Below are 13,128 nucleotides of genomic sequence, written 5' to 3'. Positions count from 1 at the left end.
GTATTTAATTCATGACTGCACTTATTTTTACTTATAGCCATATATAATTATAGAACCTTTGTTTTGCTCAAAAGGGATATTTAAATTGTTTAATAATTGAATCAATTCTTCTGTTTCATCTACTATTTTTGGTGGTACTAAACGGCCTTGATTTTTTCTGTGTTTAGGCCTAATTTCTAGCCATTCGATAGTAAAAAAAATAGGAAAGCCTTCTTCCCAGTAATTTGACCAATCCCCTAAATACCCTGGTTCATTTTTTAAATTATTAAAAATAAATTCTCTTTTCTCCCAATGCATCAATTTTTCATTGTATGCTGGAGGAAAAGGTAGGGTTTCAATTCTTTTTTGTAATTCGAGCCATTTGGTATCATTCATTATCGATGACAGGTTTTTGCGTACTACAATTTCTTCTATTTCCTGTTTCAACTTTACAATATCTTTATCATTTTCAGTAAAATATTTATATTGTTCATACCTTGTCATGGCCTTTGCATTTGTCGATTTATAGAGATTATATTTTTCTTTGTTTGTCATAAAATCAATTTAATCTCCTAATATTTTAATGATAATTTCTTTATCAGAGAAATAGCTAATTAATGCTCTAAACCACATGATCTCAATCGTTTTTTCCTTATTTACATTCAAATCTGTTGTATTAATGTAAGTATCAATAATTTTTAGAATTATTTTTTGCTTGTCTACTGTTAATTCAGTATCTCCATATGGATCTACAAAAATCCCTGTTTGGTGTTTATATTCTGTAAATATTACTTCGAGATGTGTATAAATGTGGTCATCGAGTCCGAATAAGTACTCATTATTGTCGAGTCTATGAAAATCTAGTGCCATAAATTTAACTTGTAAAAATACTTTTTATACTATCAAAAATTTGAAAACAAGTACGCTTATTTAAACCTTCTGGGTTACTCACTTTCCAATGCCCCATACTTGCTTGTAGAGTTTGATGCATACTAAAAAGTTGATAGATCAATTCTTTTTCTATAACATCTTTATGCTGATAATGTTGTTCTAGACATTTTAAAGCCTTTATAAATTTTGCAATTCTTTCTGCTTCTACATCTGCACTCATTCTAAAGAGCACATCCAAACCATTATCAGAAATAAATTCTTTATGTATCAATTCTCGGGCTTGTTTTATTTGCATTTTTTTTTTCTTTTTTTTTTGCTTTTTTTATCAATCTATTAACAATTATTCCCATCAAAATCAGGCCAAAAAGAGCTAGAAACCCATATATTTCTTTTGCTTGTTCATTATAAACAACTCCATCTTCGGGGGATAAAAATTTACCTTGAGTGTTGTAGTCAAAGTTTGCTCTTTTGATATAAATCCAACTACACAAAGTGGTAAATCCTCCCACTAGTATGATTACTATGTAGTGTATATATTTCATCTGATACTTATTTTAGTAACTATTCTTTTTATTTATATGTAGCTTCCCAAATTTTTCTATGTTTTCATTAAAATCTACATACAATTTAGACACTTTTAATCACTTTTTTATAAAAACTTTACTCTTTCCATCGGTATGGGTTTTCTGCTACCAGTGCAAATGATGTAATATGAAAGTCATTTGATTTTAACCCTTCAATATCATTTATATTTTCAAAAGTCAATTCAACTCCGCTTTTTAGTCTAAGTAAAACCCCTAAGTTGTCAGCTTTTTTCTTGTAATCTATATCGTGTTCATTTAATTTAGTTAAAACATACAACAGGTTTAGTTTACTTATATCTTCAAAAATCCATTTATTTAGTTTTAATTGATAACCACTATCTAGTTTCCCTTCATACCAATAATCAGAATATATTAAATAGAGTTTTCCTTTTTCAAAATGTAATTCAATCCCTCCATAGGTCCAAATATTAACTTTTTCACTTAAAAAATCATCTCCATAATTATCTGGATGTGGAAAATTATTTAGAATCCATTCTTTGGTTTGTCCTAATTTTAAGTTATCAAATTTTCCTGTTTTAAAAAATTCAAGCACATCGATTTCTATGCGTGTTTTCAATTTTCTTCTTTTGAGGGTTATTGATAGAGTTTAGACGATGTGCTATTTTCTATTTTTTTTGATGAAATTAAAAATTCTTTAAAGCCTAAAAACTCACTATCACCTGCATATCGTATACTGTCTATTTTCCAATTTATAGTGATTTTATCTCCTTTATTGTATTTGTTTTGTTTCTCATTATTATAAATCAATGTGATGGTATCATTATTTGTTTCTACAAAAATGAGAAACTCATCATAATCATCATTAAATTTCAAATAGTTTACTGTATCTCTATATATTTTTCCAAATCCATAAATTTTTAATCCTGATTCTAAGAGTTCGTATTTTTGTGTTTACTAATTAATTTTATGTTATCTGTGTTTAATTTTTTCATTGGGCCTTAACGCACTACTAAACTCACTTGGAATAGCGTTTTTTTTCTCTAATTCTTGATTTGTCTTTTTTTCACTTTTTTCAACCTCTACAGGTTTGTCTTTGCAAGCATTAAAACAAATGCTACATAAAACGGTAAATAACAAAAGTGATTTTATCTTATTCTTCATTTTCAAATTGCTTTCCTGTCTGAAATGTTTTTTCTATGGCGCTAGGTTCTTTTCCGTACAGATCTAGGTACTTCACTCCTTCTAACTGGTAGTGCGTACCGCTAGCCATAAAATAAGCGAATGTTCTTAATGCTCCACTAAATGAATTACTCAATTTCATATATTTATATTTAACCCGCTTTATGTATTAGAAAATCTATTACATCTTGTAAGTTCTGCAAAAACGGACGTTACACTATCTTTTTTATTTTTTTATCCAACCTATTATACTAGTATCCTTTTCTTGTAAAGCTACCAACAACCACTCCTTCTGCTTTTTTATCACCATCACTTCTTTATTTTTTATAGTTCTTATCTGATTTCCTGTTATGAAATCTCCAGTACAAGGATCTTTCTTCTTCTCATCATTTATTATAGGTTGCGTTCTTAGTATTCCTGACAGTATTTCCTGCTTAAATATTTTTTCAAGTTTATTCAGTTTTACATCTGGGTGAAGGGTTATTGTATTCTCTGTAATAAAGGTATTATCGCTTTTCATAATAAGCTCTGACAACAAAATAATATTAAAACAACCGATAGGACTGCTTAAAACATAGATAGTCTTTTGTTCTCCTTGTTGTATATCTACTAATGCTCCTGGCCCACTCCAAATTTCAAAAAAATCATTGCCCTTTTTTGCTAGTAATACGGTTGCTTGATAACGTCGAGTATCTTGATAGATGATATCTTTTTGGCCATCATTAGTAAAGTCTACCAAATGTATGTTTTCACTATTGATATTAAACACATCTGTATCACCATTAATCGTAAAGAATGTAGCGTCTTTAATTTTTGAAAAACCTGTACTATCTAAAACGAACTTATATGTTGGTGGTTTTTGTAATAGTTGTAATTGCGTTTTTAAAGTGCTGTTTTGAGCACACACTGACAGGGTTAAAAACATACTCCCTATACTTAAAAAAAATACTTTAATTTTCATACGTTTTTTATTTAAGGACAGGTTGTAACTGGATTTCCACATAGCCATTTTGACTCAATCCATCCGTTTAAATCTTTATATTCTATCTTTACCCAATCAGCACATTTGTCTTTTATGCGAACTTGAGTTTCTACATCTATTACTCCTGTTGTCGTATTGCTTTCTATGGTGTCGACCAGCGTTACTTTTTTACTTGTTGATGCTTCAATAACAGAATTGTGAACCCAACCTGTGTCACCTGGAATTTTTATCTTCTTGTATTCTAAATCTTTAATATTTAAAACTTTGAACCATCCATTATTAGCTTCAGTGATTGTTAAAATAAAATATTCACTTTGATTATTAAGGTTCAGAATTATTTTTCCATTAGGTTCTCCTCTAATATTTGTTCCATTTGGGTCTGCATCATTTATATAAACATCTAATGATGAAAATGTACAGGTATTTTTTTTATACTCTTTACTATTAAATTTTAATACCGAAGTTTTGGTAATAATTTTTTCTTTGCTATCACAATCACCATTTTCGTCTTGATATTTTTTTGTTTTAGTAATTTTATTTTTTACTACAATATCAAAGTATCCATTGGTTTTTTCTTTTGCCATGATCAGTATTTTAGCTTCGGCTAGAAATTGACCTGAACAAGCTCCATCATATTCACCTGTATTTTCTTCAACACTAAAATTATGTAGTACTTTTTTTAAAGTGTCGCCTTCTTTTATAAACAAAGAAAGAGTTTGATTGTAATAAGGATTGGCTCTAGAAGAGCCAAAATAATGCACACGTATACCAAAAGCTCTTGTATGGTTATCTACAAAATATGACGCAGTATCAATTTTTATTTCATCTAGGCGAATTGCATCTGATATCCAACCATTTGTTTTATAGCTTTCAAAGTATTTATGTGTTATTTTTCCTGTATTACTATTTACGATTACAATGTAACTATTAAGTTCAAAAAGATCGATGTCTTTATTAGCATATTCTGGAATAACCATAATGGTTTCATCAGGATTATCAGACATTATTTTGGTGACCAATAAATCAGTATTAATCTTTGTTTTTTCTATATTGAGTTGTTCTATAACATTATCAAATTTTGTAATATCTATTCGAGGTGTTTTTATAATGTCAGTACTGATTTCATCAAAACTTACAGCATCACTCTTTTTTTGCGCATCTATTGATTTTCTAATAGCGTCTTCTACCTTCACTACAGGTTCTTTTTTTTCTTTTGTGTTTTGAGTACAAGAGATTAGCAGTATAAGTACGTATAAAAGATATTTTATTTTCATTTTTTTAAGTTTGCTATATAGTGAAGTGGTTTAAAATTTCTTCAATTCTATTACTTTTAAATGATGTCTATAATCTTTTCTAATGTATAATGTATTATTCCTACAACTATAGTAATAGCAAGAAGAACAATAAAACGAACAGTTGTTGACTTTAAGCTGTTTTTCAGTTTTTTTTTTCAGGTAAAAAATGTCAATAAATATATACAACACTGCTATAATACTCCCGATTATCAAACCTACATAAAACAGGGCTAAGTCATAAAGTACATCAGACAGATGTAATACTCGTGTTGAAGATTCTTTATGGGGTCCTAAGAGAATCGACATATAACAGATACCTAGTAACAGCGCCGATAGTATCCAAATTATATAGGTTAGAATTTGTTTTAAGATATTCATATATTTTTAGATTATATATAATAACTTACTCTGCGTTTTGACGTTTTTGAATCCCAAATTCGTCAATTCAAATACTTCGCCCTTAAGAAGAAGTGTATCGAGAATAGGGTTTAGTACTAAATTAATCATTAAATATAAGATCAAAAAGCTATTCTCGATACAGTTTTTCTTCGTTTTACTTACTAAAGAGATTTTAATACTCTGAAGCTTGCTTCGAAATTAAAGGTTCCTTTCAAACAAAAACTTCATGCGCTTTCCTAGAGGTAGTTTATTATAAAAAAACGCTCAAATTGACATTTTTTTATAGGTTTAGTTTCAAAATTCGCGACGAATTACAATAGTTTACTCTTCCTTTTTTTGATATCCTCTATGTGTTTCAAAATTTACACTTAGTATCTTAACTAAATCGGTTTGCCCATCAATATAAGTTCCTTTTGGACCATAAGCTGTTGATTTAATAATTTCTCCAAGCTCTATTAATTCTTGTCTGTTATAGCTTAAATATCCAATTTTATTAAGACAATACTCTAATGAAGTTGTAAAGCTTATTGGAGTAGTGATTTTATTTTTCTTGCAGCTAAGTGATATAAACTTAATCGAATTTGCCTTAAAATAAATAGTATCTGAAAACTTCACACTTGTAATCATACCTGTTGCCAATCCATCAGTAAGATCATCACCATCTAAGACATGTCCTGTTGCGGTGATATTAACTTTAAGGTTTGAAATGCTTGCTTGATATATTGCTTCTGTCTCAAAAAAATAACCATTTCCACAACTTATCAAGCTTATTGCTATTACAATTATTAAAAGCCTTTTCATAGTTTACTATATATGAAACCTTTTACTATTCTCTTCCACTATTGAAGTTTATTATATTATACTGCTACTTTATTCACCACCGTTTCCAACTCTTGAAACGCTTTTTTCTGAGCAGGTTCTAATAACACGTCTTTTATTTTTCCAGCAATTAATTCAATAATCCCTCTTCGTATCTTTACACTTTTACCAAAATAAACATTCATAATCGAACTTGGTATAACATGATTCATTTTCACCATATTATCGTCTATAAAATATAGTTTAACTCCATGCATGGCGCTTTTTTTAAGAATTACACATTCCGCTATTTGTCCGTTATGATCTTTTCTAACTTCCCAGATATCATACTTTTTAGAACATTCAAAAGAAGATGCTGTTTTCAAAAAACCATGAAGTGTATCTAATGAATTGTACTGATCATTAACTGTAATTATTTTTTCCATCTGTATAATAAATTTGATAGTAAGAAAGATTAGTAATTCAATCCAATAAAATCTCCGTTTAGCTCATAACTAAAGATAAAATTAGTTCCTCCATTTTCTGGTATTATTATTACAATATATTCAGTTTTGGTTATATCTCCATTTTTTGGAAATTTTATCTGTGCCATACTCAAAATTGGATTTTCTATATTTTTTTCTTCTTTTAATTGTTTGCAAGAACTCTCAACTAATTCTCCTAATTTTGAGAGAGTAATTTTTTCGTTTAACTGAAACATAAAGTCTACAGCTTTTGTTCCTTCTGGAACTTCTAAAGATATTTCTGAATTTTGTGTCCAGTTATCTTGGGATAAATTCCATTGCCCCATTTTTAAAGACTCTGGATCTTCTGTAACAGTTACTCCAATAATATTGCCAATAGATTTATTGTATGCAATTGATAAATCTGTAAAATAAGCTTCATCCCCAAATTTGCTTTTTATTTCCTTCTCTAATACTGCAAATCCTTCTGCATTGGCTGATTGTTTACTAGTTCCTCCTCCACAAGATAGTAGTGTAATTATTACTCCTACTAGTGCTGTAAATTTTAATACTTTCATTTTAATTTGTTTTTGGTTTATCATCATAATATTTATAATGATTTTATTTATATACCAATAAAAGTAGTGTGTAAGGATGTATTAGAAAATAGAGAATCTATTTCTGAGGTAGTAGAACAAATAAATGAGATATTTGATTAAATATCTGTAAAAGGAAGAAATTTAGTGATTATTCCAATTTAAAAATGTACTTAGAAAGTGTTCCTTTTTACGAGAAGATACTGGTATTTTTTTTCCATTTTTTAAATAAATAATACCAGACTTGTCGTATTTATCTATAAATTTCAAGTTAACCATAAATGATTGGTGTGGGCGTGTAAAACTAGCTTTAGAAAGACGTTCTTCAAATTCTTTTAAGGTTTTGGAAACCATATATTTTTTATTGTCACTGCAATAAAATGTTGTATACCCTTTATCTGATTCACAAAATAACAATTCATTTAAATCTACGACTTGAAAACTGTCATGGAGTGACAATATTAATTTAGAATCTTCATTGCTCCAAGCTTCTTTTGCAATCTTAACCTGCTGTTTTTGTTTTGTTATGGGTAATTCAGCCACTTTCTGTAATGCCATTTGCAGTTCTTCTATATCTACAGGTTTTAAAAGATAATCTACTGCCCCAATTTTTAAGGCTTGTAAGGCATGTTCTTCATACGCGGTAATAAAGATAATTTTAAAAGATAAGTTTTCTGTTTGTTCTAAAAAATCAAACGCAGTACCATCAGTAAGGTTGATATCTAGAAAAATTAATTCTGGCTTACAAGCATTTGCTACGACAACAGCATCTTTTACCGATTCACACTCTCCTATTACTTCTATCTCTGCATCTATTAATTGTAATAGGTTGAGTAAGCCTTTTCTTATGTATTCCTTATCTTCTATTATTAATGTTTTCATGTGGTTAAAATTTTATAAGGAATTATTAAAGTAACTATGGTTCCTTGCTCGTTATATTTCTGTCTATCTTCTACAGTAACCGAGCCTTTCATTTTAAAATCATTAGATAACATTTTTAATCGTTCAGAGGTTATTGTTGTAGACAATGATTTTTTACCTTGATTTTTACCCTTTACTAGAGAGTCAACCCCAATACCGTTGTCAGTAATCGTACAAATTAACTTTTTATTCAAATAGGATAGATGAACATCAAGTATTCTATTTTCTTTTTGATCCACAAATGCATGTTCTATGGCGTTCTCAACAAATGGCTGAATAAGCATTGGCGGGATTTTAAACACAGATACATCTATGGTGTCCTCTACAAAAACAGTATATGTATATGCTTCGTTTTCCAAATTCTGGAGTGCTAGATAGTTTTCTATGGCAGTTAACTCTTGAGAAAGTAAAACTATTTTGTCTCTTGAGTTTTCTAAAATAATTCGAAGCAATTTTGAGAATTTTGATAAATAAGAAACAGATTTTTTCTCTTCTTTATTTAAAATCATGCCTTGCAATACAGAAAGTGAATTGAAAATAAAATGAGGTGTCATTTGCGAGCGTAACAATTTTTGTTCAATTACTATATTCTGTGTTTTAGATTTTTCGTTTCTTAATTTTAAAAAGAAAATTGTTGCTCCGAAAATTAAAATTGTTATTAAAAAAGCTATTACACCAAGTAATAAGTTACGTTGTGATTTTTCTAAACTTTGAGAGGTTGTTTTTACCGTTTTGGTCAACCTTAATTCTCTTTTTTCTGCAGATGCTAACTCATTTTTGTATTTATATTCGTATTCTAATTCTGTAATTTTCTTAATGTTTTCTCTATTAAAAAGACTGTCATTTAATTTTTTTAGCTGTTGATGACTTAAAAAAGCTTTTTCGTGCTCTCCTATTTTATTGTTTATTTTGGAGAGTAACTCATAAGCATCTCGTTGGTGTTTTAAAAATTTATATTTAGTTGCTAATTGAGCTCCTTTTTCAGCATTAATTAATGCCAAGTTGTATTTATTCATGTAGTAATACACACTTGCAATACCTATATAAGACTCTAATAATTCGTATTTTTTTTGGGTAGTATTAGTGATTTTATTTGCTTCTTGAAAGCTAGCTAAAGCTTTTGAATATTTTTTAATTCCCAAATATGAAAAACCTAAACCATTAAGGCTAATGGCTAAATAATCATTATCATTAATCTCTTTACTCACCTTAATAGATTTTTTAAAATAAAGGATAGCTTTATTAAATTCCTTTTTATTGATATAGATGCTCCCAATATTATTTGTTATAGAATTAATGTTTTTGGTATTATGCTTAGCCTGTTGAATACTCAAAGCCTTATTATAAAAACTTAATGCTTTATCATAAAATTTTTGTTGTTTATAGATGTTACCAATATTATTTAGGGATTGAAAAATACCAATAGAATCATTAGACTTTTCAGCAACGTCTAATGATTTGTTATGATACTCCAAAGATAATGGGTAATTACCTTGCTCTATATATACCACAGCTATTGCATTTAAACAACTAAGTATCCCATGTTTATTATTACTATTTGTATAAGCGTTTAATGCTTTTTTAAAATTAATTAAAGCCTCTTTATATTTTCCCATACCAGAGTAAATATTGCCTATATTATAGAGGTAGTTAGGCATGTTCTTTTTTATTCCAAGTTTCTGATCTATAGCCAATGCCTCTTTAAAATATTTTAAAGCAAGTTTCTGATTACCTCTATAATTGTATAAAGCTCCCATACCGTTCTTACAACCAGCTATTCCTTTTAAGTCATCTATTGAGGCATATAGCTCTATTGCTTTTTCATAATTTGTAATAGAAACTGCAAACTTAGTTTGTTCCATATAGGTAATCGCTTTCATATAAAAACTGCGGGCTTTTCCTTTTGTTGATTTTATTTCATCTGCAAGTTTACCTGCTTGTTCAGCATATACTAATGATTGTGGCGGATTACTTCTATAATGATAAAAAGCTAAGTGATTGAGAATTTTTACACGAACCGTATCTTTCTTTGTATAGATTTTTAATTCATTCTTTAAGCTATCTATCTTTTTATTTTGCGCTTGCATGTTCCCTACCAAAAACAAAAAACTAAGTAAAGAAAGAATATATCTGCTGATAGGACTCATAATAAATTATTAAACTAATTTTTAGTATTCATATAAATAGGCTGTGCTAAATCTACTATTTTTTAGATTAGGGTAGAATAACTTTCTATCGTAAAAAAATTATGAAGAAATCATCAAAGGGGTAATATCATTTTTTTACTCCTGTCGTTTTTCCTTAAAAAAGAGAGCTTAAAATACAATTTACTGACGTGAACTACCCTATATAATCAGAAAAACCCTCGTTGTCTATTGACAAATAGGGTTTTAGTTCAGTCGGGTAGAGAGGATTCGAACCTCCGATCTCTGGTCCCCCAGACCAGCACTTTAACCGGACTAAGCTACTACCCGAAAAATTTTTAGATAGCAAATATAATAATCTTCAGTTTAAATTAGAGGATTATTATCTCGTTCTAAAATTTTTATCATTTTAAAAGATTTCAGTAAATGAAATAACCCAGGTAAAATGACTGTACCTCCTATAATAAGTGAAATTCCTAAGACTTTGATAACACTATCTGGAGCTATATCCTCTATCAAACTAATACTTCCTGTTTTGGTAATAAGTATATCTGGAAAATGTGATATCAAAGCGGCCAGTAGAATTAAAAACACTTGTAATCCTGCAAAAAAACGGCTCCATATTTTATTTCCTTTCTTAATAGTTCTCCATAGTGGAATCAATAACATTGCAGAAAAAATAACAGCAACTATTGCAAATGGACTTTTCAAAAAATCTAGAATAAATACATTTCCATTACTATATCCGTACCCAAAAGTGAGTAACCCTATAGTAAATACCACAATTGTAGCAATAGCAGATTTCCTAATATATATGTTTTCATTTTTTTCATCTGATTCACCAATTAGTAAAATCGAAGATAAAAAGGCACAAAGTGCGGCAAAGAATAATCCAACCAGAATACTGAAAACATTACACCAAGGTTGTACAAAAGCTTCATAAAATGTCAATGCTGTTACATCTTCTACCACTTCTATTTTACCTGATATTAAAGCACCAAAAACCATTCCCAAAAATATAGGAGTGATCAAGCTAGATATCATGAAAAGACTATCGTATAATTTTTGAGAATTATCGATTACAGCATCATAATGTCTGAACACGAAAGCTACTCCTCTAAGTGTAACTCCTAATAATACGATAGTAAGAGGTATATGTAAATTGACTACCATAATATTGTAGTAGACAGGAAAGGCAATCCATAAAATTACGATCAAAATAATAATCCAAATATGATTAGCCTCCCAAACGGGTCCCATTACACGATAAATAGTCTTCTTAGTGATTTTTTGATTCTCTTTAGATGAAAAAAGTTCTACAATTCCAGCCCCATAATCGGCGCCACCTAAAACGACATATAGGTATAAAGAAAACATCAAAAAGAATAATACTACATATAACATAATCTACTAATTTGAATTATTTAATACTCTAATCTGCCTTAGCATTAGCCATGTAACTGCAACCGATAATGCCAGATACACGACAATATACATATAGAAACTAAATACAATACCAGGCATTGGTGTCACAGCATCTTTAGTTCTCATAACTTTATGTATAATCCAAGGTTGTCTTCCCACTTCTGTAACTATCCACCCAGCTTCTAAGGCTAAAAATCCCATGGGAGCCAATACAATAAATAGCAACCAATATTTATTATTGTTAAACCAATGCTTCTTTTTTAAGGAAACAAAATATAAAATACCTGCAAAAAGTAATAGTGTACCTATACCCACCATAATTTGAAAAGCATAATGTACCATAGCTACATTAGGACGTTCATCTTCAGGGAAATCATTTAACCCTTTTACTTCTGCATTAAAATCTGAAAAAGCAAGAAAAGATAACATTCCAGGAAGTTCTATTTTATAGTTTACCTCTTGTTTTTCTGCATTTACAATTCCTCCTATATATAATGGAACATTCTTTTCGGTAGTATAATGAGCCTCCATTGCAGCCAGTTTTACAGGTTGGCGTTCTGCTATATCTTTTGCAGAAATATCACCACTTATAGGTTGTAAAATTGCTGCAATGGCTCCAAAAGTGATTGCTATTTTGAAAGCTTTTTTATGTAAGGCTACTTTTCTATTTTTATATATTTGATATGCATGAATTCCTGCAACGGCAAAACCAGTAGCTGTAAAAGCAGCCAAAGTCATATGTAGTGCCTGTGTAAACCAAGCAGGGTTTAACATTGCCTGTATAGGATCTATATTCAAGAATTGACCATCTATATAATCAAATCCACTGGGAGAGTTCATCCAACCATTTGCGGCTACAACCAAAATCCCTGAGGCTACACCAGATAGACCTATAATAATCCCTGTAACCCAATGAAATTTTTCTGGTAGTTTATTCCATCCATATAAATAAAACCCCAGCGCTATTGCTTCTACAAAAAAAGCAGCTCCTTCTAATGAAAAAGGCATTCCAATAATCGGCCCAGCATGTTTCATAAACTCTGGCCAGAGTAATCCTAACTCAAAAGATAATGCAGTGCCCGAGACCGCTCCAGTAACAAAAAATATAGCGACTCCTTTTTGCCATGATTTGGTCAAAGTGAGGTATATCTGGTCTCGTGTTTTTAACCATTTATAATGAGATACCACCATAAAAAAAGGCATGACCATACCAATACAAGCAAAAACAATATGAAATATAAGGGTAAATGCCATTTGGAGTCTTGCCGCATCAAGATTTTCCATAGATAAAATTTAGAGAAGAAATTGACTTCAAAATTAATAGTACAAAGATACAATCTAAGTGTGGTTTATCACTTGATCTTACTAGTGTTTTTTATTAAAAAGATACACTTTAACATTCTGAAAACTAACGATAAATATCTTTATTATAATTCATGGAATAATTCGATATTTCTAGTGTTATAGAATTATATAATAACTAACTTTTTAAAATATTTTTCACTTTATG

Annotated in this window: 17 protein-coding genes and 1 tRNA gene; all 18 read right to left on the bottom strand. The window is 29.5% G+C overall.

Going from position 1 to position 13,128, the window contains the following annotated elements; translation table 11 throughout:
• Window positions 1-27: 27 nt before the first annotated feature.
• Window positions 28-534 carry a DUF6678 family protein gene (locus DG508_RS20010; RefSeq protein ID WP_108870051.1) on the bottom strand — a complete coding sequence of 169 codons (507 nt, stop codon included), beginning with the start codon at window positions 532-534 and terminating at the stop codon, window positions 28-30.
• A gap of 9 nt (window positions 535-543) precedes the next feature.
• Window positions 544-849: a hypothetical protein gene (locus DG508_RS20005; RefSeq protein ID WP_108870049.1), complete on the bottom strand. Its 306-nt coding sequence runs from the start codon at window positions 847-849 to the stop codon at window positions 544-546.
• A gap of 4 nt (window positions 850-853) precedes the next feature.
• Window positions 854-1,165, bottom strand: coding sequence for a hypothetical protein (locus DG508_RS20000; protein ID WP_108870047.1), 312 nt, complete (start codon window positions 1,163-1,165; stop codon window positions 854-856).
• Entirely contained in the window at window positions 1,131-1,412 is a 282-nt protein-coding gene (locus tag DG508_RS19995; protein ID WP_108870045.1) for a hypothetical protein, read from the bottom strand. Before DG508_RS19995 ends, DG508_RS20000 begins: the two co-directional genes overlap by 35 nt.
• Before the next feature lie 118 nt (window positions 1,413-1,530).
• On the bottom strand, window positions 1,531-2,031 hold the full coding sequence (locus DG508_RS19990) for a hypothetical protein (protein ID WP_108870043.1): 501 nt from the start codon (window positions 2,029-2,031) through the stop codon (window positions 1,531-1,533).
• Window positions 2,032-2,048: 17 nt separating this feature from the next.
• Window positions 2,049-2,288: a hypothetical protein gene (locus DG508_RS19985; RefSeq protein ID WP_108870041.1), complete on the bottom strand. Its 240-nt coding sequence runs from the start codon at window positions 2,286-2,288 to the stop codon at window positions 2,049-2,051.
• 96 nt (window positions 2,289-2,384) lie between these two features.
• A complete protein-coding gene (locus DG508_RS19980) occupies window positions 2,385-2,576 on the bottom strand; it encodes a hypothetical protein (protein ID WP_108870039.1) in 192 nt (63 codons plus the stop codon).
• Window positions 2,566-2,736 (bottom strand): DUF7677 family protein, encoded by a 171-nt coding sequence (locus DG508_RS21130; RefSeq protein WP_159090945.1) that lies wholly within the window; start codon window positions 2,734-2,736, stop codon window positions 2,566-2,568. The genes DG508_RS19980 and DG508_RS21130 overlap by 11 nt, the downstream gene beginning before the upstream one ends.
• Before the next feature lie 84 nt (window positions 2,737-2,820).
• Window positions 2,821-3,555, bottom strand: coding sequence for a hypothetical protein (locus DG508_RS19975; protein WP_108870037.1), 735 nt, complete (start codon window positions 3,553-3,555; stop codon window positions 2,821-2,823).
• 11 nt (window positions 3,556-3,566) lie between these two features.
• Entirely contained in the window at window positions 3,567-4,850 is a 1,284-nt protein-coding gene (locus tag DG508_RS19970) for a PA3715 family protein (RefSeq protein WP_108870035.1), read from the bottom strand.
• Between the two features lie 741 nt (window positions 4,851-5,591).
• On the bottom strand, window positions 5,592-6,071 hold the full coding sequence (locus DG508_RS19965; RefSeq protein ID WP_108870033.1) for a hypothetical protein: 480 nt from the start codon (window positions 6,069-6,071) through the stop codon (window positions 5,592-5,594).
• Window positions 6,072-6,127: 56 nt separating this feature from the next.
• A complete protein-coding gene (locus DG508_RS19960) occupies window positions 6,128-6,514 on the bottom strand; it encodes a hypothetical protein (protein ID WP_108870031.1) in 387 nt (128 codons plus the stop codon).
• A gap of 29 nt (window positions 6,515-6,543) precedes the next feature.
• The gene (locus DG508_RS19955) at window positions 6,544-7,110 is read right to left on the bottom strand and encodes a hypothetical protein (protein WP_159090944.1); all 567 of its coding nucleotides are present in this window, start codon (window positions 7,108-7,110) and stop codon (window positions 6,544-6,546) included.
• Between the two features lie 162 nt (window positions 7,111-7,272).
• Complete coding sequence (locus DG508_RS19950; protein ID WP_108870027.1) at window positions 7,273-8,010, bottom strand: LytR/AlgR family response regulator transcription factor; 738 nt, start codon at window positions 8,008-8,010, stop codon at window positions 7,273-7,275.
• Entirely contained in the window at window positions 8,007-10,196 is a 2,190-nt protein-coding gene (locus DG508_RS19945; RefSeq protein WP_234418272.1) for a tetratricopeptide repeat protein, read from the bottom strand. Before DG508_RS19945 ends, DG508_RS19950 begins: the two co-directional genes overlap by 4 nt.
• Window positions 10,197-10,448: 252 nt before the next feature.
• Window positions 10,449-10,523, bottom strand: a tRNA-Pro gene (locus DG508_RS19940).
• Between the two features lie 36 nt (window positions 10,524-10,559).
• Entirely contained in the window at window positions 10,560-11,597 is a 1,038-nt protein-coding gene (locus tag DG508_RS19935) for a cytochrome d ubiquinol oxidase subunit II (RefSeq protein WP_103867196.1), read from the bottom strand.
• Between the two features lie 6 nt (window positions 11,598-11,603).
• The gene (locus DG508_RS19930) at window positions 11,604-12,902 is read right to left on the bottom strand and encodes a cytochrome ubiquinol oxidase subunit I (protein WP_108870025.1); all 1,299 of its coding nucleotides are present in this window, start codon (window positions 12,900-12,902) and stop codon (window positions 11,604-11,606) included.
• Window positions 12,903-13,128 lie beyond the last annotated feature (226 nt).

Source organism: Aquimarina aquimarini (genome assembly GCF_900299535.1).
Classification (GTDB): Bacteria; Bacteroidota; Bacteroidia; order Flavobacteriales; family Flavobacteriaceae; genus Aquimarina; species Aquimarina aquimarini.
This window is presented reverse-complemented; position numbering and strand designations above follow the sequence as displayed.

Excerpts from the sequence above, each read along its gene's own strand:
- DG508_RS19950 (WP_108870027.1), bottom strand. The coding sequence starts at position 8,010 with ATGAAAACATTAATAATAGAAGATAAGGAATACATAAGAAAAGGCTTA.
- DG508_RS19930 (WP_108870025.1), bottom strand. The coding sequence starts at position 12,902 with ATGGAAAATCTTGATGCGGCAAGACTCCAAATGGCATTTACCCTTATA.
- DG508_RS19955 (WP_159090944.1), bottom strand. The coding sequence starts at position 7,110 with ATGAAAGTATTAAAATTTACAGCACTAGTAGGAGTAATAATTACACTA.
- DG508_RS20000 (WP_108870047.1), bottom strand. The coding sequence starts at position 1,165 with ATGCAAATAAAACAAGCCCGAGAATTGATACATAAAGAATTTATTTCT.
- DG508_RS19965 (WP_108870033.1), bottom strand. The coding sequence starts at position 6,071 with ATGAAAAGGCTTTTAATAATTGTAATAGCAATAAGCTTGATAAGTTGT.
- DG508_RS19975 (WP_108870037.1), bottom strand. The coding sequence starts at position 3,555 with ATGAAAATTAAAGTATTTTTTTTAAGTATAGGGAGTATGTTTTTAACC.
- DG508_RS19995 (WP_108870045.1), bottom strand. The coding sequence starts at position 1,412 with ATGAAATATATACACTACATAGTAATCATACTAGTGGGAGGATTTACC.
- DG508_RS20010 (WP_108870051.1), bottom strand. The coding sequence starts at position 534 with ATGACAAACAAAGAAAAATATAATCTCTATAAATCGACAAATGCAAAG.
- DG508_RS21130 (WP_159090945.1), bottom strand. The coding sequence starts at position 2,736 with ATGAAATTGAGTAATTCATTTAGTGGAGCATTAAGAACATTCGCTTAT.
- DG508_RS19980 (WP_108870039.1), bottom strand. The coding sequence starts at position 2,576 with ATGAAGAATAAGATAAAATCACTTTTGTTATTTACCGTTTTATGTAGC.
- DG508_RS19960 (WP_108870031.1), bottom strand. The coding sequence starts at position 6,514 with ATGGAAAAAATAATTACAGTTAATGATCAGTACAATTCATTAGATACA.
- DG508_RS19945 (WP_234418272.1), bottom strand. The coding sequence starts at position 10,196 with ATGAGTCCTATCAGCAGATATATTCTTTCTTTACTTAGTTTTTTGTTT.
- DG508_RS19935 (WP_103867196.1), bottom strand. The coding sequence starts at position 11,597 with ATGTTATATGTAGTATTATTCTTTTTGATGTTTTCTTTATACCTATAT.
- DG508_RS20005 (WP_108870049.1), bottom strand. The coding sequence starts at position 849 with ATGGCACTAGATTTTCATAGACTCGACAATAATGAGTACTTATTCGGA.
- DG508_RS19970 (WP_108870035.1), bottom strand. The coding sequence starts at position 4,850 with ATGAAAATAAAATATCTTTTATACGTACTTATACTGCTAATCTCTTGT.